Here is a 25,149-nt window from a genome sequence, read left to right as displayed (position 1 = left end):
CCGCAATGACGGGATGATGGGTGGTACCGCCTGCCCGGCTCGAACGGGCGACCTCTAGATCCACAATCTAGCGCTCTAACCAACTGAGCTAAGGCGGCACAGGGCGGTTCTTTAGACCCGGGCCGGCGACGTTGCAAGCCCTCCTTGCCGGCAAAATGCGCGCGCGCTAGAGAAAGTTTCAGCCGCGAAAGGACAAGCCATGGGCATCAACAGCGAAAGCGACATCACCGCGAACCTGCAGATCGGGCCGACGGACCAGGGCATGGTCCGCATCTACATCCAGGGCGACACCGTCGATCTGCCGATGGATTTCGACCCCGAAGAGGCCATCGAGATCGCCGAAGAGCTGATGGCCGCCGCCGAGGCGGCCCGCGGCATGGGCGGAAGTGGGGGCGGCCAGCCTAAGAAAAGGCGCTGACGGCGTCGGGGTCGGCGATGCCCTGAAGCCGAAGGGCTGCGCAGCGGGCGAAGTCGCGCATCAGCCGGCTCCGCCGCGCAGCCGCCAGCCGCGCCTCGGGCGCCATGCGCGAAATCTCGGCGCCGTAGGGGTCGGCCAGGATCAGGCCGGTCTCCTCGGGCAGCAATTCGCAGGGAAACTCGCCGTCCACCGCCCAAAAGTAGCGGTCGCACCAGTCGAGGTAGCCCTGCCACTTGCGGTCGGACGTGAAGTCGGCCCGGCTGCTCTTGCACTCGACGATCCAGATCTCGCCCTTGGGGCCGAGGCTCATCACGTCGACGCGCAGGCCGCGCGACGGCACGAATTCCAGCAGCACCGCGTGGTCCATGCTGCGCAGCAGGCGACCCACCCCGCGCGCGAGGCGCTGGCCGGGCATCGGGGGCAGGATGGGGGCCGTGTCGTCCATCCGGCAACGTTAGAACAAAGCCGCAACACGGGCAAGAGCCGCCGCTTGCAGGGGCTGCAAGCCGCGTATAGCGTCCCCCGAACTCGCGAATCCCCGGAAGGCCCTGATGTTCGAGACAATGCTGCTCTTCGTCGCGGGCTTCTTCGGGGGAATGCTCAACGCCGTCGCCGGCGGCGGCACCTTCATCACCTTCCCGGCCCTCGTCTTCACCGGCATCCCGCCCGTCGCCGCCAACGCGACCGCGACCGTCGCCGCCCTGCCCGGCTATCTCGCCGCCGCCTACGGCTTTCGCCGCGACATCCGGGCGATGGAGGGCGCGCCGATGGTCAAGCTGACCGTCTGGACCATGATCGGCGGCGCCGTCGGCTCGGGCCTGCTGCTCGTCAGCTCGAACGAGGCCTTCGCGATGCTGGTCCCGTTCCTGCTGCTGGCCGCCACGCTGATCTTCACCTTCGCCGAGCGCGTCCGCCAGGCCGCCGCCCGCTGGCGCCACATCGCGACGCCCTTCGGCCTCGGCACGCTGCTGCCGATGGCGGTCTATGGCGGCTATTTCAACGGCGGACTGGGGATCATCATGCTGGCACTGTTCGCGATGTGGGGCATCAACGACCTGCATCAGATGAACGGGCTGAAAAGCTGGCTCAGCTTCGCGCTGGCCGTCATCGCCTTCGTCGTCTTCGCCATCGGCGGCAGCATCGCATGGGGTCCCGGCGCCGTCATGGCGCTTGGCACCATCGCCGGCGGCTATGCCGGCGCGCCCGCCGCCCGCGCCATCCCGCGCCATGCCCTGCGGATGCTCATCTCGGGCGTCGGCTTTGGCATGACCGCGATCTTCTTCGTCCGTCTCATCCAAGGAGCATGACCATGACCGACATCACCCGCATCCAGACCGGCCCCCGCATGAGCCAGGCCGTCATCGCCAACGGCTTCGTCTTCCTGGCCGGGCAAGTGGGCGAGCCCGGCGCCTCGGTGACCGAGCAGACCCGCGTGATCCTGAGCCAGATCGACGCGCTGCTGGCCGAGGCCGGCGCGGACAAGACTCGCATCGTCTCGGCCCAGATCTGGATGGCCGACATGGCCGACTTCGCCGAGATGAACGCGGTCTGGGATGGCTGGGTGCCGCAGGGCCATACCCCCGCCCGCGCCACCGGCGAAGCGAAGCTGGCGACCCCGGACTACAAGGTCGAGATCATCGTGACGGCCGCGCTTTAAGCGCGTCCAGCACCGAGCGCGCCGCGCGAAGGCCCGGCGCCTCACCTCCCCGGCCAAGCCGCTCCATCGTCAGCTCCATCGCGTCGAGCTGCGCCTGGCGGCTGGCTGCGTCCTCCAGCGCCTCCTGTAGCGCCTGCGCGAGCGGGCCGGGCTGGCAGGCGCGGCCGAGGAATTCGGGCACGGCGCGCGTGTCGCTGACAAGGTTCACCAGCGTTACCGTGTCGGTCTTCAGCATCAGCCCGATGATCAGCCGGCTCAGCGGCGCCATGTCGTAGCCGATCACCATCGGAATCCGGTTCGCCGCCAGTTCCAGGCTGACCGTTCCCGAGGCCGCCAGGGCCAGATCGGCCGCGGCGAAGGCGGCGCGCTTTTCGTCCGCATCATCGATCACGATGGGCGCGGTGGGCCAGCGCCGCGTCATCTCGCGCACCATGTCCGACACGCCGGGAACGGTGGGCAGGACCACGCGGATCTCGGGGACGCGGTCGCGCAGGCGGATCAGCGCCTCGTCGAAGCGGGTGGCAAGGCGCGCGACCTCGCCCCGCCGCGAGCCGGGCAGGCAGAGGACCACCGGTGCATGGACGTCAATCCCGTGGGCGTGGCGGAACAGCTGCGCCTCGTCGGGGCCTGCAACCTCTATTCCGGCGACAGGATGGCCGACGAAATCGCAGGTCATGCCGGCGGCACGCATGTAAGGCGGCTCGAAGGGCAGCAGCGCGAGGACATGGTCCACCACCTCGGCCATCTTCGCCGCGCGGCCGGGGCGCCACGCCCAGACCGAGGGCGCGACATAGTGGATGACCCGCAGGTCGGGGTTCGCCTGCCGCGCGAGGCGCGCCACGCGCAGGCAGAAATCGGGGCTGTCGATGCCGATCAGCGCGTCCGGCGCCGCGGCGGCGACGGCGGCGGCCGTCTCGCGGATGCGGCGCTTGAGCTGGCGGTATTTCGGCAGGACCTCCATCAGGCCCATCACGCTCAGCTCGTCCATCGGAAAGAGGCTGGCAAGTCCCTCGGCCGCCATCGCCGGGCCGCCGACGCCGGTGAACGTCGCTTCGGGATGAAGCGTCTTCAGCCCGGCCATCAGCGCGGCGCCCAGCTGGTCGCCAGAGGCCTCGCCCGCGATCAGAAAGAACTTCATCGGTCCCGCCAGGTTGCTGCGTTGCAACATGGGTATTTGGACAATAGAGAAGATGCCAGCCTTTTGGCGCCCCTCAGGCGTCGGGCGGCATCGACCAGAGGAAGAGACCGGCCGCGTCGGCGCGTGCCACGGCCTCGTCGCGGTCCAGCAGGATAACGCCGCCCGCCTCCCACGCGATGCCGGCAAGGCCGGCGGCCGCGGCCTGGGTCACGCTGTCGGGGCCGAGGGTCGGCAGGTCGATGCGGCGGTCCTGACCGGGCTTCGGCGCCTTGTAGAAGACGCCGCGAGCGCCCTCGGGGTTCGGGCGCAGGTTGGCGTGGCGGGCAGCAAAATCCAGCATCGCGGCGGTGCCGGGCAGCGTCTCGAGTGCGAGGCAGAGGCCCTGCGCCACGACCGTGCCCTGGCCGAGGTCCAGCGGGCCGGTGGCGCGCAGGATCGCGGCGGCGCGGGCGGCGTCGCGGCGATCCGCCTCGGACGTGGTGCCGGTGAGGATGCCCTCGCCCGGTACGAGGTCAGGCAGGATTTCGCTGACGGAACAGACGCTCAGGCCGCTTTCCTCGAAGATGTCGAGGACGGTGCGCAGCGCCGTGTCGTCGCCCGACTGCATCGCGGCGAGGATGCGCGGGACCAGCTGCGCGGTCCGCGGGTCGAAGGCCTCGGGGTCGAGCCGCGGGCGGCGGACGGCGCCGGCAAAGACCACGCGAGTGACCCCGCTGTCGAGAAGGTGGTCGAGGAACGGCACCAGCCGCTCGAGCCGGAAGGGCGTGGCGGGGATGTCGGGCGCGAAGCCCTCCAGCGCGTGGACCTGCGGGTCCTCGAGCGCAGCGACGACGGCGGGGGCGAGGCGGCCCTGCCCCGCGATCACGGCGATGCGGCTCACTTCTGGGGCGCCGGATGAGGGGCGAGGAAGCTGCGGTCCGAAGGGCCGAGGATGAAGTCGAGCACGTCCCGCTCCATCCCCGTGGCACCGCCCTCGGCACGGGCGCGGGCGGTGTCGCGGAACGAGCCCTGCCCGAGCGCGCCCAGCAGCTCGCGCAGCGCCGCGATGTCCGCCCGGCTCGCGCCCCGGCGCTTGAGGCCGACGACGTTCAGACCGTCGAGATGCCCGCGGGGGCCCTGCACGAGGCCGTAGGGGATCACGTCGGCCGTGACCATCGTCACTGCGCCGATCATCGCGCCGCGCCCGATGCGGACCCATTGATGCACGCCCGAGAGGCCGCCGACGATCACGTCGTCCTCCAGCACGCAATGGCCGGCGATGGCGACGCTGTTCGCGAGGATCACCCGGTCGCCGATGCGGCAGTCGTGGCCGACATGGCTGGAGGCCATGAACAGTCCATCATCGCCCACCGAGGTCAGGCTGCCGCCGCCGGCGGTGCCGGGGTTCATCGTGACATATTCGCGGATTCGGTTGCGGGCGCCGATGCGCAGCTGCACGTCCTCGCCCTGGAACTTGAGGTCCTGCGGCACCTCGCCGATTGAGGCGAAGGGGAAGATCGCCGTCCCCTCGCCCACCTCGGTGTCGCCGCTGACCACGACATGGGACTTCAGCACCACCCCGTCATGCAGCCGCACCTTCGGGCCGACGACACAGAACGGGCCGATCTCGACCCCGGCGCCGATCTGCGCGCCGGGCTCGATCACGGCCGAGGGGTGGATGCGGGCCTCAGCCATGCGTGCCCAGATCCATCATCGCGGTGAACTCGGCCTCGGCGGCGGGCTGGCCCTCCACCGTCGCCTCGCCGCGGAACTTCCAGATCTTGCCGCCCGAACGCTTGACGGTCACGTTCAGCTCCAGCACGTCGCCGGGCACGACCATGCGGCGGAACTTGCAGCCGTCGATCGCCATGAAATAGGTCAGGAGCGGCTTGTCCACCAGATCGAGGCTGATGCCGACCACCACGCCCGCCGTCTGCGCCATCGCCTCGACGATGGTGACGCCGGGCATGATCGGCTGCGACGGGAAGTGGCCCTGGAAATGCGGCTCGTTGCAGGTGACCAGCTTCACGCCCACGGCGCGCTCGAAGGGGACGATGTCGCGGACCTTGTCGATGAACAGGAACGGGTAGCGATGGGGGATGATCCGCTTGATGAGCGAGAGGTCAGCCTGGGTATAGGGGGCGGGGTTGCGCGCTGCGTCAGCCATCTGCGTTCCTTGGCGTTTTGACCGGGGTTACCAACGGGGCCGGACCTTGGCAAGCATCAGGGCTGCCGCCGCGTCAGGCAGGCGAGCGACCGCCGCCGCGCCGGCCCTCGGCCAGCCAGCCCGCCAGGATGAGGCCCGAGATGATCGCGAGCCAGGCCCAGCCCGGCAGCACCGGACGGCGCTCCAGCCCGGTGACGCTGGCGGCGTCGCGGTCGGTCAGGCCGATCCAGCTGCCGAGGGCGCCCCGTCCCTGCGTGCTGCGGCCCTGTGCCACCAGCCGCGGCTCGGGCAGACCGTCCGACAGGCGCGAGACGCTGCCGCCCGAGGCATCGACGAGCGGCTCGAGCGGCGCGGCGCTGGCGACGGTCTCCTCGAACTCGCGCGGGGCGGCAGGGCCGAGGGCGACGACACGGCTGATCTCGCCGTCGGCCAGCCGGTAGAGGCCGGGCTCGGGCGCCGTCCAGCTGCCGGTGAAGCGGCCGGGCGCCTCCTCGGTCAGGGCGATCTCCTCGGTCTCGCCGTCGGGGCGGGTGACGGTCAGCGGCCCCGCGCTCGGCTGCATCGTGCGGCGCGTCACCGACAGCTGCATGCCGCCGCGGACATCGGCCAGCAGCGCCTCCTCCTCCAGCTCGGGCTCCTTCATCGACCAGTGGGCGATGCGGCGCAGCAGTTCCAGCTGCGGCCCGCCACCCTCGAAGCCGCGGCCCCAGAGCCAGACCTGGTCCGATGTCAGCAGCGCCACCCGCCCCTCGCCCACGCGGTTCAGGATCAGAAGGGGGCTGCCCTCGGCGCCGGTCATGGCCACCTGCGCGCCGGGCTCGGGGATGGTCTCGGCCATGCGCAGCCAGCGGCCCCAGTCCGGATCGGCCTCGGCGGTGCCGGCGCCGGGCAGGCCCGTGGTCACCGGATGCCGCCGCCCCTCGTCCGACAGGCGCGGCACGAAGGCCTCCTCGACCACCCGGCCGGTCGGGCGGGCCGGCAGGATCGGAGCCAGCGGCGAGCGGCTGAGGCTTTCCACGCCCGCCAGCTCGGGCCCTGCCGCCACCAGCACCGCGCCGCCGTTTTCGACGTAGCGCGCGATGTTGAGGTAGTATTCGGGCGGCAGGATGCCCCGGACGCGGTAGCGGTCGAAGATGATGAGGTCGAAATCCTCGATACGCTCCAGGAACAGCTCGCGCGTGGGAAAGGCGATCAGCGACAGCTCGCTGACCGGCACGCCGTCGTGCTTGTCGGGCGGGCGCAGGATGGTGAAGTGGATGAGATCGACGGCCGCGTCGGATTTCAGCAGGTTCCGCCAGGTCCGCTCGCCGGCATGCGGCTCGCCCGAGACCAGAAGCACGCGCAACCGGTCGCGCACGCCGTTGATGCTGATGGCGGCGGCGTTGTTGCGGTCGGTCAGCTCGGGGGCGGCAGTCTGGGGCGCCTCCATCTCGATCTGCACGACGTTCTGTCCGGCATGGCCGGGCGTCACGGGCAGCGCCATCGACACGCCCACGGGCACGGCGGTCACCAGCGGCTCCTCGCCATCGACCGAGATGCGCAGGCTTGCCGTCGTGCCCGCATCGGCAGGCACGTCGCCCTGATCCTCGACGCGCAGGCGGATCTCGACCTCCTGGCCGATGAGGCCGAAAGCGGGGGCCTCCTCGATCACGAGTCGCCGGTCCCAGTCCTCGGGCTGGCCGGTCAGCAGGACGTGCAGCGGCGCGGGAAGGTCCGGCGGCAGCATGGCGGGGTCATGGATCTGCCCGTCCGTCAGCGCGATCACGCCGGCCAGCCGCTCTTCCGGCTCGGCCGCGACGGCGCGGGCCAGTTCGGCGGCAAGCAGCGTGCCGTCCGGGTCGTCGCCCACCGTGACGCGGCGCAGCTCGGTCCGTGGCAGGGCGGCGATGCGGGCCGCCAGCGCCTCGGCCCCCTGCATCTGCGCGGCGCGGCCGGGCAGGTCCTGGCTGGCCGAGCGATCCTCGAGCATGACGACGATGTTGGACAGGCCGAGCCGCGTGCCCGTCTCCAGCGCCGGACCGGCCAGCGCCAGCGCCGCCGCGAGGCCCGCAAGGCCGCGCCACGCCCATCCGCGCAAGCCGCGCCACAGCGCGAAGGCCGCGACCAGCAGCGCGAGCGCGGCAAGGGAGGCGATAGCCCACCACGGCAGGGCCGGATCGAAGCGCAGCGCGGTCATCGGGACAGGATCTCCTCGGTCCGCAGGCGATCCAGCAGGGCCGGCACATGGACCTGGTCCGACTTGTAGTTGCCGGTCAGCACATACATCACCAGGTTGATCCCGAAGCGATAGGCCATCTCGCGCTGGCGCTCGCCCTCCCAGCCCCGGCCGATGGGATAGGCGGGATAGCCCTGATCGTCCACCGCCCAGGCCTCGGCCCAGGAATTGCCGCCGATCACCACCGGCGTCACGCCGTCGTTCAGCTGGCGGAAGGGCACGCCGCTGGCCGCCTCGGCGCCGACCGGCGGGGCCTCGACCCAAACCGGGTTGCCCTGCCAGCGGCCGGGGAAATCGCCCAGAAGGTAGAAGGTGCGCGTCAGCACGTGGTCCTCGGGGACCGGCGCCAGCGGCGGGATGTCCAGCGGCGCGGCCAGCCGGCGCAGGGGGCCGGACATGTCCGGGCCGCCGACGCCGGTCACATCGCCGTCGCGCGTGTCGAAGAGGATCATCCCGCCCGAGCGCAGGAAGGCGTTCAGCCGCAGATAGGCCTGCGGCGAGGGCGGGGCCTGCGTGTCGGTGATCGGCCAGTAGAGGAAGGTCAGCATCGACAGGTCATCCTCGTCCAGCGCGATGCCGACCGGACGCCCCGGCTCGACCGAGGTGCGCTGGCGCAGGGACAGGGACAGGCCCCAGAGACCCTGCTCGGAGGCACGGTCGATCTCGGCCTCGCCGGTGACGACATAGGCCAGCGCCACCTCGCCCGCGGCGCGCACGAGTTCGCCGTCAAGGTCCTGCGCGGCGGCGGGCGGCGGCGCGGCCGCCAGCCACAGCCCCGCCAGCGCCGCCGCGATGAGGCGCCCGCCCCGCGCGACCAGCGCCGAGCCGAGCGCGTCCAGCGCCAGAAGCAGCGCCGCCGCCGCCAGCAGGAGGCCGGCCAGGTTGCGCCCGCGCCCGGCCTCGGCATCCTCGATCCGTGCGCCGGGCCAGGTGGCCGGCAGCAAGGCGCCGCCCGCATTCAGCGCCTGCTGCCGCTCGCCCGCGACATAGAGGCCGGCGGGGCGGCCGGGTCCCGGCCCCTCGGCCATCGCCTCGGCCGCTGCGGGGGCAAGCCCCTCGGCCGGCGCGATGCGGCCGAAGCCGTCCAGCACCAGCTCGGGCGTCCAGAAGGGCTGGCTGCGCTCGGGTTCGGCCTCGGCCGCGGGCGCCATGCGGGCGGTGGCGACCAGCCGCTCGAGCATCTGCACGAAGAGGCCCGACAGGGGCAGGTTCGACCATTCGGCATTGGCGCTGACATGGAACAGCACGACCTGCCCCTGCCCCAGCCTGTCCCGCGTCACCAGCGGCGTCTGGTCGCTGAGCGCGGCAATGGTCTTCTCGGCCAGATCGGGCGCGGGCTGCGCCATCAGCTGCGCGCGGACCGCGACATCGCCGGGCGGCTCGAGGCCCGCGAAGACGCCGTCGCGCGCGAAGGGGGCAAGGCCGCGCGGGTCGCCCCAGCTGAGCGCGCCGCCGATGTCGCGCCCGCCCTGGCGCAGCGCGACGGGCAGCAGCGGCTCGTCCATCAGCCGGTCCGAGGCGATCATGCGCGGCCCGGCGAAGCGGATCAGCAGCCCGCCCGCGTCCACCCATTCGGCCAGTTCCCCGATCTCGGCCAGCTGCACCTGGTCGACCAGCACCACGACATCGGGCGCGGCGTCCAGAACGTCACCGAGGCCGCCCTCGATCAGGTCGGCCGAAAGCTCCAGCGCCTGGCGGACGTAATGGGCCGGGGACAGCAGCTCCTGCCCCTCGGCCTGGCCCGCGGCCTCGGCCACCAGCGCGACCTTGCGGCGGCGCACGCGGTCGTCGGCCAGCACCACGGCGCCGGCATGGCTGTCGCCCTCGATCTGGAAGCGGGTGATGCGGTTTCTCTGCTCGGGCGGCAGGTCCAGCGGGACGGCGCGGCGGGTGGCGCCTGCTTCGGTGACGGGATCGCCCGGCACCAGCCGCGCCAGCTCGCGCTCGATCCTCTGCGGGTCCGGGCCGATCGCCAGCACCGCCGGCGCGGGGTCGGCCGCGCCGTGAAGGACCAGCGCGGGCGGCTCGCCGGGCTGCAGTTCGATGCTGCGCAGCGGCTGCGACGGCGGCACGACCGTCACCTCGCCCTCGGCCGCCAGCGCGGCAAGCCAGTCGGCGCGCGCCGGGTGATCCAGCCCGTCGGTCAGCCACAGCGTCTGGAGCCTGCCTTCAGGGCGTCCCTCCAGCAGCGCCCCGGGCGCCGGGGGCAGTTGCGAGGGCCAGGCCACGGGCTGCGCCGCGCGCAGCCGGGCCAGCAGCGTGTCGGCGGGCTGGAAGGCCAGTGCGCCCTGCCCGTCCTGCCCGTCCGCCAGCAGCAGCGCGGCGGGCCGGCCAGCGGCGGCGGCCTCGGTCAGCGCGCGCTCGGCCCGCGCCTGGCGGCCTGCCCAGCCTGGCGCCGCGGCCCAGCCCGCGTCCATCACAATGAGCAGCGGGCCGGTGGCGGGGGCGCCGGCCACGGGGCGCCAGACAGGGCCGGCGAAGGCGAGGATCAGCGCCGCCACCGCCGCCAGCCGGATCAGCAGCAGCCACCACGGCGTGCGCCGCGCCTCGGGCGCCCGGTCCTTGAGGCCAAGAAGCAGCGCGACGCCTGGAAAGGTGATGCGCTTCGGCGCGGGCGGCATGGCACGCAGGATGACCCACAGCACCGGCAGCGCGATGAGCGCGGTCAGCAGCCAGGGCGCGGCAAAACCAAGGGGCCCGAGGACCAGCATCAGCCCCCCAACACCCGCCAGAGCCAGCCGAGCCGGTCGGACGGCGGCTCGGCCGTGCTGGCATGGCCGAACTGCCAGCCGGCCCGCATGGCCTCGGCCGCCAGGAAGGCGCGGCGTTCGGCCAGGCGGTCCAGATAGGCGGCGCGCAGCCCGCCCGCGTCGCGGCTTTCGTGGCGAAGCCCGCCTCCGGCCGAGCGGAAGACGGCGGCGCCCTCGTAGGGGAAGCTCTCCTCGTCGGGGTCGAGCAGCTGGATGATGACGCCGGTGACCCCGCTGCCCGCCGCCCGCGCCAGGAAGGCCGGCAGCCAGTCCGGCAGCGCCAGGAAGTCCGAGATCAGCACCACGCGCGATTGTGGCCGCAGCGCGGCGGCCGGCGGGGCGGCGTCATCCTGCGCCATGGGCGCCGCCGCGAGCAGGCTCTCGGCCAGGCGCTCGGCCTGGAGGCGGCCGGTGCGGGCAGGCTCGCCAAGCAGGCCGACCTTCTCGCCGCCGCGCAGAAGCAGCATCGCCAGCGCGACCGCCAGAAGCCGCGCGCGATCCAGCTTGGTCTCGCGCCCCTCGGCGCCGGTGAAGTCCATGCCCCGACCGCCCGAGACCCAGATGGCGGCGGTCTGCGCCGTCTGCGCCTCGCGGTCGCGCACGAACTGCGCGTCCGACCGGGCCGAGCGGCGCCAGTCGATGCTCCGCGCGCTGTCGCCGCTGGAGGCGGGGCGATATTGCCAGAAATCCTCGCCCGGACCTGCCCGGCGCAGGCCATGCGCGCCCGGCGCCACCTGCTGTGCCAGCCGCTCGGCGGCCAGAAGCAGCGCGGGCAGCGCGCCGCTGGCGCTTTCGGCACGGGCGCGCAGCTGGGCGGGCGTCAGGCTCATGCGGCGCGGCGGCCTGCCTGCCGGTCGTCCAGAAGCCGCGCGATGACGGCGTCCACCGTCTCGCCGCGCGCGCGGGCGGCGAAAGTCAGGGCCAAGCGGTGGCGCAGGACGGGTGCCGCCATCGCCTCGACATCGTCCAGCGTGGGCGCGAAGCGGCCGTTCAGGACGGCGCGCGCCCGCGTCACCAGCATCAGCGCCTGCGCCGCGCGCGGCCCCGGCCCCCAGAGCAGCGCATCCGCAAGCCAGGGCGCGCCGTCGGTCTCGCCCGGCCGGGCGGCGCGGACAAGGTCCAGGATCGCGTCAACCACCGCCTCGCCCACGGGCATCTGGCGGATGAGGCGCTGCGCCGCGATCAGCCCGTCCGGGGTGAAGGCGGCATGGGCGGCGCCCTCCTCGAGGCCGGTGGTCGCCAGCAGGATCTCGCGCTCGGTCGCGCGGTCGGGATAGTCCACGTCGATCTGCAGAAGGAAGCGGTCCAACTGCGCCTCGGGCAGCGGGTAGGTCCCCTCCTGCTCGATCGGGTTCTGCGTCGCGAGGACATGGAAGGGCCGGCCGAGCGGGCGGTGCTGGCCCGAGATGGTCACCTCGCGCTCCTGCATGGCCTGCAGCAGGGCGGACTGGGTGCGGGGGCTGGCGCGGTTGATCTCGTCCGCCATCAGAAGCTGGGTGAAGACCGGCCCCTCGATGAAGCGGAAGGCGCGGGTGCCGTCGGGCAACGCGTCCAGAACTTCCGAACCGAGGATGTCGGCGGGCATCAGGTCGGGCGTGAACTGGATGCGCTGGCTGCCGAGGCCGAGGACCGTGGACAGCGTGTCCACCAGCATCGTCTTGCCGAGGCCGGGCTGGCCGACCAGCAGCGCGTGCCCGCCCGCCAGGATGGCCGCCAGCACCTGCTCGACCACCGCGTGCTGGCCGACGAAACGCTGCTCGACGGCGCGGCGCGCCTCGGCCAGCGTCTCGGCCAGCGCGGTCACCTGAGGCACCAGATTCTCGTCGTCGCCCATGACAATGCCTTTCCGCTGCTTTAGAGCGGAGCATAGCAGTTCCGGGAAGGGCAACCAGACACAATGGCCGAGAACGGTGACAATAGCGTGAGTGCGCAAGGCATCGCCGCCGCGGCGCGGGCAGCGGGCCGCAAGGGCGGGCCGGCACCGGTCCATCTGTGGAATCCGCCCTATTGCGGCGAGCTGGACATCGTGATCCGCGCCGACGGCAGCTGGTGGCACGAGGGCTCGCCCATCGGCCGGCCGGCGATGGTGCAGCTCTTCGCCTCGATCCTGAAGCGCGAGGGCGAGCGGTTCTTTCTCGTGACCCCGGTCGAGAAAGTCGGCATCACTGTCGAGGACGCGCCGTTCCTGGCGGTGGACGCCGAGATCGCGCCGGACCGCGTCACCTTCACGACCAACACGGGCGAGACGGTCGCGGCCGGGCCGGACAACCCCATCATCCTGCGCGGCAGCGCCGAGGCGCCGCGACCCTATGTCCATGTCCGCGGCGGGCTCGAGGCGCTGATCGACCGCAAGACCTTCTACCGCCTCGCCGCCGAGGCGCAGGAAGGCGCGGATGGCCGCATCGGCCTTGTCTCGCAGGCGCGTTTCTTCGCGCTGGAGCCCTGAGCCGTGCCGCGCTTCGCCGCCAACCTGACCATGCTCTTCACCGAACTGCCGATGCTGTCGCGCTTCGCGGCCGCCGCCGATGCGGGCTTCACCGGGGTCGAGATCCTCTATCCCTACGATCTGCCCGCGCGCGACCTCTACCGCGCCGCCGTCTCGGCCGGGGTCGAGATCGTGCTGATCAACACGCCGCCGCCGAACTGGACCGGCGGGCCGCGGGGCTTCGCCGCCGTGCCGGGCGTGCAGGACCGCTTCCGCCGCGACTTCGAGCGCAGCCTGCGCGTGGCCGAGGCGCTGCGCGTGCGCCACATCCATGTGGTCGCGGGCCGGGCCGAGGGCGAGGCCGCGCGGCAGGTCTTTGCCGAGAATCTCAGCTGGGCGGCCGAACGCGCGCCCCACACGAGCCTGACGATCGAGCCGCGCAATGTCGTCGAGAACCCCGGCTACTTCCTCCATGACTTCGCCACCGCCCAGCAGATCATCGCCGAGGTCGGCGCGCCGAACCTGGGGCTGCAATTCGACGCCTATCACGCGCAGATCATCTCGGGCGACATGCGCGCCTCCTGGATGCGCGTGGCGTCCCTGGTGCGCCACATCCAAATTGCGGGGCATCCGGGCCGGCATGAGCCCGATGGCGGCAGCATCGACTACCCCGCCTTCTTTCGGCTGCTGGACGAGCAGGGCTATCGCGGCTGGATCAGCGCCGAATACACGCCCGCCCGGCAGACCTTCCACGGGCTCGACTGGATCAGGCGGGCCACCGCCTGATTCTTCGGCGGCGCGGAACCGTCTTGCGGTTCAGGCAGTTGGCCCGAGCAAGCACCCGCTGAAGGCGCCCCATTGGGGCGCCGGGTCGAACCGGAAAGGGCAACTCATGAACTCCATCATCTATATCGTCGGCCTCATCGTGGTCGTCCTGTTCATCCTCTCGTTCCTCGGTCTCCGTTAAGGAAAATCCATCATGCAAGACCCCGTTGCCGCGCGCGCCGACCAAGGCCGCCGCGCAAACGTTGACTGGGCGGCCATTCTTGCCGGGGCCGCGATCGCGGCCGGCGCGTCCTTCGTGTTCACCGGCTTCACGGCGGCCCTGGGCCTCGGCTCGGTCTCGGCCGAGCCCGGCGAGGGACTGGGGCGCTTCGCCCTGATCCTCGTCGGCCTCTTCGCCTTCCTGTCGATGGTCGCGGTCTATGCGCTTGGCGGCTACATCGCCGGGCGGATGCGCGTGCGTCACGGGGGCGCCGAGGACGAGACCGAGGCGCGAGACGGCATCCACGGCCTGACCGTTTGGTCCATCGGCGTGATCCTGACCGGCCTTCTGGCGGCCGGGGCCGTCAGCAGCGGCGTGCGCGCCGCGGGCAATGCGGCGGCGACGGCGGTCGAGGCCGGCGGCGCGGCCGTGGGCGGCGCCCTTCAGGGCGCGGGCCAGCTGGCGGGCGGCGTTGCCGGCGGCGTCGGCCAGGTTGCGGGCGGCGCGATCAGCGGCGTCGGGCAACTGGCGGGCGGCGCGGCTTCCGGCCTGTCGGAGCTTGGCGGCGATCCGGTCGACTACGTGGCGGACCGCTTCTTCCGCAGCGACGCGGCCGCGCCCGAGCAATTCTCGGACGAGGCGATCCGCAGCCAGTTCGTCAGCATGATGGGCACGCTTCTGCGCACCGGCGAGATCCCCGAGGACGACCTGGACTACCTGCGCGCCGCCTTGGCCGCACGCACGACGCTGACGCCCGCGCAGATCGACGCGCGCGTGCAGGAGGCGGTCGATGCGGTCCAGACCCTGCGCAGCGAGGCGCAGGCCCGGATCGACGAGGCGCAGGCCCAGGCCGAGGAGGCCCTGGCGCAGGCCGAGGCACGCGCTGCCGAGCTTCAGGCCGAGGCCGAGGCGCGGCTGCAGGAAGCGCAGGATGCCGCCATCGAGGCAACCGAGACCGCGCGCCGTGCGGCTGTCTGGACGGCACTGTTCCTCGCCGTCTCGGCCCTCGTGGCCGGTGTCGCCGCCTGGATGGGCGCGATCAAGGGCGGCCAGGACCGCGATGCGGGCAAGGTCTGGGGCGCGCTGCGCCGCCGTCGGGTCTGACCCGCAGCGTCGCCTGAGCGTTACAAAGCAAGGCCGCCGTCCCCGCGACGGCGGCCTTCGCCATTTGCGGGCTTTCAATCATGGGCCTTATCCGCTAGGCGGACCCCGAACCGCTAGGAAGGCCTCATGGATATCCGCAACATCGCCATCATCGCCCACGTTGACCACGGCAAGACGACGCTGGTCGACCAGCTGCTGCGCCAGTCGGGCTCCTTCCGCGAGAACCAGGCCGTCGCCGAACGGGCGATGGACAGCAACGACATCGAGCGCGAGCGCGGCATCACCATCCTCGCCAAGGCCACCTCAGTCGAGTGGAAGGGCACGCGCATCAACATCGTGGACACGCCGGGCCACGCCGATTTCGGCGGCGAAGTCGAGCGGATCCTGTCGATGGTCGATGGCGTCTGCCTGCTGGTCGACGCGGCCGAGGGTCCGATGCCGCAGACGAAGTTCGTGACCTCGAAGGCGCTGGCGCTTGGCCTGCGCCCCATCGTGGTGCTGAACAAGGTCGACAAGCCCGCGGCCGAGCCGGACGACGTGCTGAACGACGTCTTCGATCTCTTCGCCAATCTCGGCGCCAATGACGAGCAGCTGGACTTTCCCCATGTCTATGCCTCGGGCATCGGCGGGTGGGCCGACGCGACGCTGGACGGGCCGCGCAAGGACATGTCGGCGTTGTTCGACCTGATCGTTCAGCACGTGAAGGCCCCCAAGCAGATCGCCCGAGCGGCCGAGCCGTTCCAGATGCTGGCGACCACGCTCGGCGCCGACGCCTTCCTCGGCCGCCTCTTGACGGGCCGCGTCGAGGCCGGCTCGGCCAAGGCCGGCGACACGCTGAAGGCGCTGTCGCGCGACGGCGAGCGGCTCGAGCAGTTCCGCATCAGCAAGATCATGGCCTTCCGCGGCCTGACCCAGACCCCGATCGACATGGCAGAGGCCGGCGACATCGTGACCATCGCGGGCATGTCCAAGGCGACGGTCGCCGACACGCTCTGCGCGATGGAGGTGGACACCGCCCTGCCCTCGCAGCCGATCGATCCGCCGACCATCAGCGTGACCTTCGGCATCAACGACAGCCCGCTCGCCGGCACCGACGGCAAGAAGGTCCAAAGCCGCGTCATCCGCGAGCGCCTGATGCGCGAAGCCGAGGTCAACGTCGCCATCAAGGTCGAGGACACGCCGGGCGGCGAGGCCTTTGTCGTCTCGGGTCGCGGCGAATTGCAGATGGGCGTTCTGATCGAGAACATGCGCCGCGAGGGCTTTGAGCTGTCGATCTCGCGCCCGCGCGTCATCTTCCGCGAGGAAGATGGCCAGCGCATGGAGCCGATCGAGGAGGTCATCATCGACGTCGATGACGAATATACCGGCGTCGTGATCGAGAAGCTGACCGGCGAGCGCAAGGGCGACCTGGTCGACATGCGGCCCGCCGGCGTCGGCAAGACCCGCATCATCGCCCATGTCCCGGCCCGCGGCCTGATCGGCTATCAGGGCGAGTTCATGACCGACACGCGCGGCAATGGCGTTCTGAACCGCATCTTCCACGGTTGGGCCCCCTACAAGGGCGCGATCCAGGGCCGCCGCCAAGGCGTTCTGATCAGCATGGAGAACGGCGTCTCGGTCGCCTACGCGCTGTGGAACCTGGAAGAGCGCGGCAAGATGTTCATCGGCGCGCAGGAGCAGCTTTATACCGGGATGATCATCGGAGAGCACAGCCGCGACAACGACCTGGAAGTGAACCCGCTCAAGGGCAAGAAGCTGACCAACGTCCGCGCCTCGGGCACGGACGAGGCGGTGCGCCTGACGCCCCCGGTCCGCATGTCGCTGGAAGAGGCCATCGCCTATATCAACGACGACGAGCTGGTCGAGGTGACGCCCAAGAACATCCGGCTGCGGAAGCGCTATCTCGACCCGCACGAGCGCAAGCGGCAAGCGCGGGCCGAGGGCTGAGCCTGCGTCTGCCCGCGCCGCGCGCGGGCAGACGCCATCCGTTCAAATTGTGCAGTTAAATGCTTGCAACTTGACCGCAGAGCGGCATCCTGCCCTAAGGTATTGCCGTGACGTGGTCCAAGTTGCGCGGAGCATGAGCTGAACGATGGCCAAGAACCTCACTTCCGAGCCGTCCCTGGGCCTTCACGAGCGGGCGCTCCTCGCCGGTCTCGACCTTCTGGACGCGCGTCAGGCCCAGGTGCCGGCTCTCGTCGAGGTGGCGACGGAGCTGAACATCCCGATATGCGATCTGGGCCGGCTCTTCCCGAATGAGGAGGCGCTCTACTGCGCGGCAGCCGAGAACGCGCTGCTGCACCTCATGGACATCTGCACCCGCTCGGTCGTGCAGGTCGATCCGCAGGACCCCTTCGCGCAATTCCATTCCCTGGGCGAGGCCTATCTCAAATGGGCGCACGAGCATCCGCGCCAGTTCCGCCTTCTGTCCGAGCGGCGGGTGATCGACATCCTGACGCAGCCGCAGTTGCGGCGTTATGTCGACGCTCTGCACGAGCTGATGACGCGGATGCTGATGCGCGCCCGCGACGACGGGCAGCTGCATCCGCGCGAGGACATCCAGGCGCTGGCCATCACCGCGCGGAGCTTCGCCTTCGGGCTGGCGCGGCTCATCGTCGACAGGCGCATGGAGGAGTGGTATCCGGGCGCCGATCCGCTGGAAGCCGCGCGCCATGCGCTATCGGATTTCATCCGCCGCATGGCCCGCAGCACCACGCCGCCAAGCTGAGCCGCCGCGCCCGCTATTCGGCCGCGTGATCCTGCGACGGGCGCTCGATCTCGGGAGCCGCAACGCGTCCCAGGATGTGATCGGCCGCCTTCTCGCCCGTCATGATCGATGGCGCGTTGAGGTTGCCGTTCGTGATGCGCGGGAAGATCGAGCTGTCGGCGACCCGCAGCCCCTCGGCGCCGATGACTCGCAGCTCGGGGTCCACCACCGCCATCGGGTCGTCCGCCGCCCCCATCCGCGCGCTGCCGCAGGGGTGATAGGCCGATTCGGCATGCTCGCGGATGAAGGCGTCGATCTGGGCATCGGTCTGCACGCCGGCGCCGGGCTGGATCTCCTCGCCGCGATATTCGGCGAAGGCGGGCTGGTCGAAGATGCGGCGCGTGTGGCGCACGCAGGCGCGGAACTCGGCCCAGTCATCCGCGTGCGACATGTAGTTGAAGCGGATCTCGGGCGCGGCGGACGGGTCCGGGCTGGCCAGCCGCACCGTGCCGCGCGATTTTGACCGCATCGGCCCGACATGGGCCTGGAAGCCGTGACCCTTCGCCGCCGACTTGCCGTCATAGCGCACCGCCAGCGGCAGGAAGTGATACTGGATGTCGGGATAGCGGACCGCGTCGGACGAGCGGATGAAGCCGCAGCTTTCGAACTGGTTCGAGGCGCCGAGCCCGGTCTTCTGCAGCAGCCACTCGACCCCGACCCGGCTCTTGCCCAGAAGGTTGTAATAGCTGTAGAGCGTCACCGGCTTCAGCGACTTGTACTGCATGTAGATCTCGAGATGGTCCTGCAGGTTCTCGCCGACGCCCGGACGGTCGACGAGGACGGAGATGCCATGCTCCGCCAGATGCGCGGCCGGCCCGATCCCGGACTGCATCAAGATCTTCGGCGTGTTGATCGAGCTGGCCGCGACGACGACCTCGCGCCCGGCAAGCGCCACCTCGACCCGACCCTTTCGTTCCAGCTCCACCCCGATGGCGCGGCGGCCGTCGAAGAGGACGCGCCGGGCCAGCGCGCGCACCAGCGTCAGCCGCCCCGTCTTCAGCGCCGGGCGGAGATAGGCATTCGCGGCCGACCAGCGCCGGCCTTTCCAGATCGTCGCCTCCATCGGGCCGAAACCCTCTTGGCTCGCGCCGTTGTAGTCGGGCGTGTAGGGCCAGCCGGCCTGGCGGCCTGCCTCGATGAAGGTGTTGAAGAGCGGGTTCTTGCGCTTGCCGCGCGTCACGTGCAGCGGCCCGTCCGACCCGCGCAGGTCCGACGCCGGCTCGCCGTGCCATGTCTCCATGCGCTTGAAATAGGGCAGGACCGATGCGAAATCCCATCCCGTTGCACCGCTTGCGGCCCAATGCTCGAAATCTTCGGGGTTGCCGCGCACGAAGACCATGCCGTTGATCGAGGACGAGCCGCCGATCACCTTGCCCCGCGGCGTGGCCAGCCTGCGGCCGTTCAGGTTCGGCTCGGGCTGGCTGGCGAAGCCCCAGTCATAACGCGGCATGTTCATCGGGTAGCTCAGCGCGCCGGGCATCTGGATGAACGGGCCGACGTCGCTGCCGCCGAACTCGATCAGGGTGACGCTGCGCCCGGCCTCGGTGAGGCGATAGGCCAGCGCGCAGCCGGCGCTGCCGGCGCCGATGACGACGTAGTCGGCCGGGGCAGTGGCCTGAGGCAGATCAATAGGGCGCATCGACGCCTCCCATTCCGACATAGACAGATTTCAACTGCGAATAATGCTCGATGGCGGCGGCCGAGTTCTCGCGCCCGAGGCCCGACATCTTCACGCCCCCGAAGGGCATCTCGACCGGGGTGAGGTTGTAGGCGTTGATCCAGCAGGTGCCGGCCTCGAGCCGCGCGATCACGCGATGCGCGCGCGTCAGGTCGCTGGTGAAGACCCCCGCAGCAAGGCCGAAGGGGGTCGCGTTCGCGCGGGCGATGACCTCGTCCTCGTCCGCGAAACTCAGCGCCGTCATCACCGGGCCGAAGATCTCGTCGGTGGCGATGCTCATGTCGTCGCTGGCATCGGCCAGCACCGTGGGCGGGATGAACGCCCCCTCGCCGGGCCCGCCGCAGACGAGCCGCGCCCCCGCCGCAAGGCCCGCCGCGATGGCGTCGCGGATCTTGCCGGCCTGCGCGGGCGTGATGATGGGCCCGTGGTTCGTCGTGGGGTCGAGCGGGTCGCCCATGCGCACGGCCTTCACCCGCGACGCGAGGCGCGAGAGGAACTCCTCCTTGATGTCCTCGTGCAGGAAGACCCGCGTGCCGTTCGAGCAGATCTGCCCAGAGCTGTAGAAATTGGCGAGGATAGCCGCGCTAACCGCCTGATCCAGATCGGCATCCTCAAAGACGATCAGCGGCGACTTGCCGCCCAGCTCCATCGTGACATGGCGCATCCCCTCGGCGGCGGCGGCATAGACGCGCCGTCCCGTCGGCACCGAGCCGGTCAGCGAGACCTTGGCGACGTTCGGATAGGTCACCAGCGCCGCGCCGACCTCGCCGCGCCCCTGCACCACGTTGAAGACGCCCGGCGGCATCCCGGCCTCGATGAAGATCTCGGCCAGTTTCAACGCGCCGAGCGGGGTTTCCTCGGAGGGCTTGAAGACCATCGTGTTGCCCATGACCAGCGCGGGGGCGGCCTTCCAGCAGGCGATCTGGCTGGGATAGTTCCACGCCCCGATGCCCGCGCAGACGCCGAGCGGCTCGCGCCGGGTATATGCCCAGTCCTGCCCGAGCGGGATCATCTGCCCGGTGACGGTCGGCGCCAGCCCCGCGAAGAAGTCCAGCGCCGCCGCGCCCGAGGGCCAGTCGGCTACCAGCGTCTCCTGGATGGGCTTGCCGGTGTCGAGCGTCTCCAGCCGCGCCAGCTCCTCGGCGCGCGCCTCGATGATTCGGGCGGCGCGCGACAGGACGCGGCCGCGCTCGGCGGGAGACAGCGCGGCCCAGGCCGGCTGCGCGGCCTTGGCGGCGCGGCAGGCGTCGGCCACCTGCCCGGTGCTGGCCTCGTGCAGCGTCGCGATGACTTCGCCGGTGAAGGGGTAGCGCACGGGCAGCGCGGCGCCTTGACCTTCGACCGGGCGGCCGTCGATGAACAGGCTGGCGGCGGGCTGGGCGGAGATCGTCATGTCAGGGCCTCGTCAAGATAGGTCTGGACCACCCGCAGCGCGGCGGATGCGTCGATGGGACCGGGCGTCAGCACCGCCCGCAGATAGACGCCGTCGATCAGCGCGCCGAGCGTGCCGGCCACCTGCAGCGGGTCGGGCACCAGCCCCCGCAGCGCCACCACGAGGTTCGAGCGCAGGCGCAGGTGGTAGACGCGCAGCAGCCGTGCGGCCTGCGGGCTGGTCAGCGCCAAGGCGTAGAAGTTCAGCCAGGCGCTGACCGTCTCGCGCTGGAAGTTGATCGGGGCGAAGCTGGCGGCGATGATCGCGTCCAGGCGCCCGCGCGGCCCCTGCCCCGGCAGCCCCTGCGCCACGGTCTGGCCGTAGACGCGCAGGATATAGGCCATCGCGGCCAGGAAGATCTGCTCCTTCGAGCCGAAATAGTGATGCGCGAGCGCGGGCGACATCCCGGCCCGGCGGGCGATCTGCGCCACGGTCACGTCCAGCGAACCCGCCCGGCCCACCTCGAGGATCGCCGCGTTGATCAGCGCCGCTTTTCGGATAGGCTTCGCGCCAAGCTTCGGCATCTGCATCCCGTCGAGAAAGCTGGTTGCCCAGAAAAGTGGTTGCGTTGTGGCTTCCATGTAGACTTAATTGACTGACCAATCAAGAACCGGGAGACCTGAACTGATGACGATCCGCATCGCCTCCGCCCTGGCCCTCGGCCTGGCCGCCACCCAGCCCGCCCTTGCCCAGGAAGGCGATCACTGCCGCAGCCTTGTCTTCTCGGACGTGGGCTGGTCGGACATCACCGCGACGACCGCCCTTGCGACGACCGTGCTTCAGGCGCTTGGCTACGAGACCGAGACGCGCATCCTGTCGGTGCCGGTCACCTACACGGCGCTGTCGACGGATGACGTGGACATCTTCCTCGGCAACTGGATGCCGACGATGGAGGCCGACATCGCCCCCTATCGCGACGCGGGCACGGTGGACACGGTGCGCACCAACCTGACCGGCGCGAAATACACGCTGGCGACGAACCGGGCCGGCGCCGAGCTGGGCATCACCGACTTCGCCTCGATCGCGCAGCACAAGGACGCGTTGGAAGGCCGGATCTACGGCATCGAGCCGGGCAATGACGGCAACCGCCTGCTGCTCGAGATGGTGGCGATGGACCAGTTCGGCCTCGGCACCTTCGAAATCGTCGAATCGAGCGAGCAGGGCATGCTGGCCCAGGCCACGCGCCTGAGCAATTCGGGCCGCCCCATCGTCTTTTTGGGCTGGGAGCCGCATCCGATGAACGCCGAGATCGAGATGACCTATCTCGAGGGCGGCGACGAGATCTTCGGCCCCGACCTTGGCGGCGCCGAAGTCCGCACCAACACCCGCGCCGGCTTCGTCGACGATTGCCCGAATGCCGGGCAGTTCCTGCAGAACCTCGAATTCACGCTGCCGATGGAGAACGAGGTCATGGGCATGATCCTCAATGACGGGCAGGATCCGATGGCGGCGGCGCGGGCCTGGCTGTCGGCCAATCCCGAGGCGGCGATGCCCTGGCTCGAGGGCGTGACGACGGTTGATGGCAATGACGCGGAAACCGCGCTGCGCGAGTCGCTGACCAGCTGATCCGCGGGCGAACAGGGACAGGGACACGCGCATGGAAAGCCTGACGAGCTGGATCACCGACAACAAGATCCCGGTCGGACGCACCGCGAAGACGGTCTTCGACTGGCTGAACGCCAATGCGGCGGGGGCCTTCGACGCGATCTCGACCGCGATGAACTGGCTCATCGGGGGCATTCTCGGGGCGCTGCAGGCGCCGCACCCGCTGGTTTTCATCCTGCTGGCCGTGGCCCTGACCTACGCGCTGCAGCGCAGGCTGACGACCTGCCTTCTGGTCGCGGCCGGTCTTCTGTTCATCCTGAACCAGGGCTACTGGACCGAGATGCTGCAATCGCTGACGCTGGTGCTGGCGGCCTGCATCGTCTGCATGGCGATCGGCGTGCCCATCGGCATCGCGGCGGCGCACCGGCCGCGCCTCTACGCCTGGATGCGTCCGGTCCTCGACCTCATGCAGACCCTGCCGACCTTCGTCTACCTGATCCCGGCCATCGTCTTCTTCGGCATCGGCATGGTGCCGGGGCTTCTGGCGACGGTGATCTTCGTGCTGCCCGCCCCGATCCGGCTGACGCAGCTGGGGATTGCCTCGACCCCGCCGGCGCTGGTCGAGGCCGCGACGGCCTTCGGCGCCACCCCGCGCCAGCTTCTGTGGAAGGTCGAGCTGCCGAGCGCCCTGCCCCAGATCATGGCGGGCCTCAACCAGACGATCATGCTGTCGCTGTCGATGGTCGTGATCGCCGCGCTGGTCGGCGCCTCGGGCCTTGGCGTGCCGGTGGTGCGGGCGCTGAACAGCGTGAACACCTCGCTCGGCTTCGAATCGGGCTTCGTCATCGTCGTCGTCGCCATCCTTCTGGACCGGATGCTGCGCATGGAGGGCCGCAAATGACCGCCGCTTCGCCCCAAGACCGGGCCGCCGTCGAGTTCGACCAGGTCTGCATCGTCTTCGGCGACCATCCCGAACGCGCCCTGCCGCTGATGGACGAGGGGCTGGAGCGCGGCCCGATCAAGTCCGAGACCGGGCAGGTGCTGGGCGTGCATGATTGCGCGCTCAGCGTCGCCGAGGGCGAGATCCTCGTGCTGATGGGCCTCTCGGGCTCGGGGAAGTCCACGCTTCTGCGGGCGGTGAACGCGCTGAACCTGGTCTGCCGGGGCGAGGTGCGCGTGCGCCAGGGCGAGCGGATGATCAGCGTCACCGGCGCGCGCGGCCGGGCGCTGCGCGAGATCCGGCTGAAGACCGTCGCGATGGTCTTCCAGCAGTTCGGCCTGCTGCCGTGGCGCAGCGTGCGCGAGAATGTCGGCCTCGGGCTGGAGCTGGCGGGCCTTTCGGCGGCCGAGCGGCGGCGCCGGGTGGACCAGCATCTTGCGACCGTCGGGCTTGACGAATGGGCCGACCGGAAGGTGGGCGAGCTGTCGGGCGGCATGCAGCAGCGCGTCGGCCTTGCCCGCGCCTTCGCGACCGAGGCGCCGATCCTGCTGATGGACGAGCCGTTCAGCGCGCTCGACCCGCTGATCCGCGCCCGGCTTCAGGACGAGCTGCTCGAGCTGCAGGCCAAGACGCGCCGCACGATCATCTTCGTCAGCCATGACCTTGACGAGGCGTTCAAGCTGGGCAACCGCATCGCGCTGATGGAGGGCGGGCGCATCGTCCAGATCGGCACCGCGCGCGAGATCATCGCCCGGCCCGCGAACGCCTATGTCGCCGACTTCGTCGCCCACATGAACCCGCTTGGCGTGCTGACGGCCGCCGACGTGGCCGAGCCGGGCGAGGCCGAGGGACCGCCCCTGCCGCGCGATCTGCCCGTGCGCGAGGTGATGGAGCGCCTGTCCCAGCTGGACGCCCTGCCGGTGGAGGGCGGGGGCCGCGTCACCCGCAGCGCCGTGTTGGCGCGGCTGGCGCGCTAGCTGTTCTGAAGGTCGCGGTGGTAGCGGATCAGCAGGGCAAGGCCCAGGGTGATCAGCGCCAGGCTCAGCCCGAAGACATAGACATGGCTGACATAGTCGGCGCGGTAGCTGGGATAGAAGGACGACCGCATCTGCCCGACGACATGGACGAGCGGATTCCACCACAGCCAGTCGCGATAGGGCAGCGGCACGTTGTCGAAGATGAAGAAGATGCAGGACACGAGGAACAGCGGCCGCATCAGGATGCTCCAGACCGACTGCCACCAAGGGAAGGCCGAGAAGAGGAAGCAGTTCATCGTCCCGACCCCCGTCGCGACAAGGATCATCATCGCCATGGCCAGGGCGATCCCGAAAACCTCGGGATGGGTGCGCGTGTCCATGAAGGTCACGATGAAGGCGAAGATCAGCGCCGCCACCAGCATATGCGTCGCCGCGTTGAAGAGGATGCGCGCGATGAGCGCGTCCATGAAGGTCACCGCCGGGTAGCCCAGCAGCGCCTGCGAGTAGCGGATCGAGCCGGCGACCTTGTTCGACAGTTCCAAATAGCCCATGAAGGGAATGACACCGGTCGCGTAGAAGATCGCGAAGTTCGTGCCGAGCGGCGGGGTCCGGAAGCCGACCGAGAAGATCAGCGTCAGGAGGATGATCCCTCCGACCGGCTCGGCGATCGACCACATGTAGCCGCCCGCCGACTTGCCATGGCTGGTCGAGACCTCGCGCAGCACCAGCGCGCCGATCGTTCTGAGGGTCGACCACCTGCGGTGCTGGCGGACCTCGCGCAACTCGCCCGAGGCAGCCTCGCTGCCGGCCCGGCGCTGCGGCAGCGGCGGCATCGCCTCGCTCCCGGCATCCGGGACTTGGCTGCTGCGGGTCGAGATGACGGTCATGGCCTGAACCTTCGCTCTTCGGCCGGGCCGGGGGGCACGGCCATCAGCGCTGGAACTGTTGATGCGGCTTATGTATGACGGCTTT

The 25,149-nt window shown here is 70.6% G+C and carries 24 protein-coding genes and 1 tRNA gene; 11 read left to right on the top strand and 14 right to left on the bottom strand.

The features are described 5' to 3' along the window. Positions 1-21: 21 nt before the first annotated feature. A tRNA-His gene (locus BLP73_RS12615) sits at positions 22-98 on the bottom strand. Positions 99-199: 101 nt separating this feature from the next. Between BLP73_RS12615 and BLP73_RS12610 the strand changes: the two genes are divergently transcribed. After that, positions 200-418 carry a DUF6324 family protein gene (locus BLP73_RS12610; protein WP_090745038.1) on the top strand — a complete coding sequence of 73 codons (219 nt, stop codon included), beginning with the start codon at positions 200-202 and terminating at the stop codon, positions 416-418. Here BLP73_RS12610 and BLP73_RS12605 read toward each other — a convergent pair. Further along, a complete protein-coding gene (locus tag BLP73_RS12605) occupies positions 402-863 on the bottom strand; it encodes an MmcB family DNA repair protein (protein ID WP_090745034.1) in 462 nt (153 codons plus the stop codon). The two genes, BLP73_RS12610 and BLP73_RS12605, sit on opposite strands and share 17 nt — an antisense overlap. Positions 864-969: 106 nt before the next feature. On the opposite strand from BLP73_RS12605, the gene BLP73_RS12600 reads away from it, so the two are divergent. Continuing rightward, complete coding sequence (locus tag BLP73_RS12600) at positions 970-1,725, top strand: sulfite exporter TauE/SafE family protein (protein ID WP_090745031.1); 756 nt, start codon at positions 970-972, stop codon at positions 1,723-1,725. Positions 1,726-1,727: 2 nt separating this feature from the next. Continuing rightward, positions 1,728-2,075, top strand: a complete 348-nt coding sequence (locus tag BLP73_RS12595; protein ID WP_090745028.1) for a RidA family protein — start codon at positions 1,728-1,730, stop codon at positions 2,073-2,075. Here the strand turns inward: BLP73_RS12595 and lpxB are convergent. The 8 genes from lpxB to BLP73_RS12555 all read right to left on the bottom strand — a co-directional run bounded on the left by lpxB (position 2,053) and on the right by BLP73_RS12555 (position 12,158). After that, positions 2,053-3,213, bottom strand: a complete 1,161-nt coding sequence (lpxB, locus tag BLP73_RS12590; RefSeq protein WP_090745280.1) for a lipid-A-disaccharide synthase — start codon at positions 3,211-3,213, stop codon at positions 2,053-2,055. The two genes, BLP73_RS12595 and lpxB, sit on opposite strands and share 23 nt — an antisense overlap. Positions 3,214-3,286: 73 nt before the next feature. Further along, on the bottom strand, positions 3,287-4,093 hold the full coding sequence (locus tag BLP73_RS12585) for an LpxI family protein (protein WP_090745025.1): 807 nt from the start codon (positions 4,091-4,093) through the stop codon (positions 3,287-3,289). Further along, the gene (gene lpxA, locus BLP73_RS12580) at positions 4,090-4,887 is read right to left on the bottom strand and encodes an acyl-ACP--UDP-N-acetylglucosamine O-acyltransferase (RefSeq protein ID WP_090745021.1); all 798 of its coding nucleotides are present in this window, start codon (positions 4,885-4,887) and stop codon (positions 4,090-4,092) included. The genes BLP73_RS12585 and lpxA overlap by 4 nt, the downstream gene beginning before the upstream one ends. Then, positions 4,880-5,359, bottom strand: coding sequence for a 3-hydroxyacyl-ACP dehydratase FabZ (fabZ, locus tag BLP73_RS12575; RefSeq protein WP_090745018.1), 480 nt, complete (start codon positions 5,357-5,359; stop codon positions 4,880-4,882). The genes lpxA and fabZ overlap by 8 nt, the downstream gene beginning before the upstream one ends. Positions 5,360-5,432: 73 nt before the next feature. Further along, positions 5,433-7,535, bottom strand: coding sequence for a hypothetical protein (locus BLP73_RS12570; protein WP_090745015.1), 2,103 nt, complete (start codon positions 7,533-7,535; stop codon positions 5,433-5,435). Next, on the bottom strand, positions 7,532-10,285 hold the full coding sequence (locus BLP73_RS12565) for a DUF4159 domain-containing protein (protein WP_090745012.1): 2,754 nt from the start codon (positions 10,283-10,285) through the stop codon (positions 7,532-7,534). The genes BLP73_RS12570 and BLP73_RS12565 overlap by 4 nt, the downstream gene beginning before the upstream one ends. Then, positions 10,285-11,154 (bottom strand): DUF58 domain-containing protein, encoded by an 870-nt coding sequence (locus BLP73_RS12560; RefSeq protein WP_090745009.1) that lies wholly within the window; start codon positions 11,152-11,154, stop codon positions 10,285-10,287. Before BLP73_RS12560 ends, BLP73_RS12565 begins: the two co-directional genes overlap by 1 nt. Next, on the bottom strand, positions 11,151-12,158 hold the full coding sequence (locus BLP73_RS12555; protein WP_090745006.1) for an AAA family ATPase: 1,008 nt from the start codon (positions 12,156-12,158) through the stop codon (positions 11,151-11,153). Before BLP73_RS12555 ends, BLP73_RS12560 begins: the two co-directional genes overlap by 4 nt. A gap of 63 nt (positions 12,159-12,221) precedes the next feature. On the opposite strand from BLP73_RS12555, the gene BLP73_RS12550 reads away from it, so the two are divergent. The 5 genes from BLP73_RS12550 (at position 12,222) to BLP73_RS12530 (ending at position 17,566) form a co-directional block, all read left to right on the top strand. Next, entirely contained in the window at positions 12,222-12,770 is a 549-nt protein-coding gene (locus BLP73_RS12550) for a DUF1285 domain-containing protein (RefSeq protein ID WP_090745003.1), read from the top strand. A gap of 3 nt (positions 12,771-12,773) precedes the next feature. Next, entirely contained in the window at positions 12,774-13,535 is a 762-nt protein-coding gene (locus BLP73_RS12545) for a hydroxypyruvate isomerase family protein (protein ID WP_090745000.1), read from the top strand. A 193-nt stretch (positions 13,536-13,728) separates the two neighbouring features. After that, a complete protein-coding gene (locus BLP73_RS12540) occupies positions 13,729-14,838 on the top strand; it encodes a hypothetical protein (RefSeq protein ID WP_245686661.1) in 1,110 nt (369 codons plus the stop codon). Between the two features lie 126 nt (positions 14,839-14,964). Next, positions 14,965-16,785 (top strand): translational GTPase TypA, encoded by a 1,821-nt coding sequence (typA, locus tag BLP73_RS12535; protein ID WP_090744997.1) that lies wholly within the window; start codon positions 14,965-14,967, stop codon positions 16,783-16,785. A 145-nt stretch (positions 16,786-16,930) separates the two neighbouring features. Next, positions 16,931-17,566 (top strand): TetR-like C-terminal domain-containing protein, encoded by a 636-nt coding sequence (locus BLP73_RS12530; RefSeq protein ID WP_090744994.1) that lies wholly within the window; start codon positions 16,931-16,933, stop codon positions 17,564-17,566. Between the two features lie 13 nt (positions 17,567-17,579). On the opposite strand, the gene betA is transcribed toward BLP73_RS12530, so the two are convergent. Genes betA through betI form a run of 3 tightly spaced genes read right to left on the bottom strand, consistent with a single transcriptional unit; the run spans position 17,580 to position 21,239 of the window. Beyond that, entirely contained in the window at positions 17,580-19,244 is a 1,665-nt protein-coding gene (gene betA, locus BLP73_RS12525; RefSeq protein ID WP_090744992.1) for a choline dehydrogenase, read from the bottom strand. Further along, positions 19,231-20,670 carry a betaine-aldehyde dehydrogenase gene (betB, locus tag BLP73_RS12520; RefSeq protein ID WP_175453355.1) on the bottom strand — a complete coding sequence of 480 codons (1,440 nt, stop codon included), beginning with the start codon at positions 20,668-20,670 and terminating at the stop codon, positions 19,231-19,233. Before betB ends, betA begins: the two co-directional genes overlap by 14 nt. Positions 20,671-20,672: 2 nt before the next feature. Then, complete coding sequence (gene betI, locus BLP73_RS12515) at positions 20,673-21,239, bottom strand: choline-binding transcriptional repressor BetI (protein ID WP_090745275.1); 567 nt, start codon at positions 21,237-21,239, stop codon at positions 20,673-20,675. Between the two features lie 103 nt (positions 21,240-21,342). On the opposite strand from betI, the gene choX reads away from it, so the two are divergent. Genes choX through choV form a run of 3 tightly spaced genes read left to right on the top strand, consistent with a single transcriptional unit; the run spans position 21,343 to position 24,177 of the window. Further along, positions 21,343-22,281, top strand: a complete 939-nt coding sequence (gene choX / locus BLP73_RS12510; protein WP_090744986.1) for a choline ABC transporter substrate-binding protein — start codon at positions 21,343-21,345, stop codon at positions 22,279-22,281. A gap of 31 nt (positions 22,282-22,312) precedes the next feature. Beyond that, positions 22,313-23,161, top strand: a complete 849-nt coding sequence (gene choW, locus BLP73_RS12505; RefSeq protein WP_090744984.1) for a choline ABC transporter permease subunit — start codon at positions 22,313-22,315, stop codon at positions 23,159-23,161. Further along, entirely contained in the window at positions 23,158-24,177 is a 1,020-nt protein-coding gene (gene choV, locus BLP73_RS12500; RefSeq protein ID WP_090744981.1) for a choline ABC transporter ATP-binding protein, read from the top strand. The genes choW and choV overlap by 4 nt, the downstream gene beginning before the upstream one ends. On the opposite strand, the gene BLP73_RS12495 is transcribed toward choV, so the two are convergent. Beyond that, positions 24,174-25,064 (bottom strand): ABC transporter permease, encoded by an 891-nt coding sequence (locus tag BLP73_RS12495; protein WP_245686660.1) that lies wholly within the window; start codon positions 25,062-25,064, stop codon positions 24,174-24,176. The two genes, choV and BLP73_RS12495, sit on opposite strands and share 4 nt — an antisense overlap. Positions 25,065-25,149: the final 85 nt, after the last annotated feature.

This window comes from Paracoccus tibetensis (assembly GCF_900102505.1).
Taxonomy (GTDB): Bacteria; Pseudomonadota; Alphaproteobacteria; order Rhodobacterales; family Rhodobacteraceae; genus Paracoccus; species Paracoccus tibetensis.
Note: the sequence above shows the minus strand (reverse complement) of the source record. Positions and strands in the feature narration are given on the sequence as shown.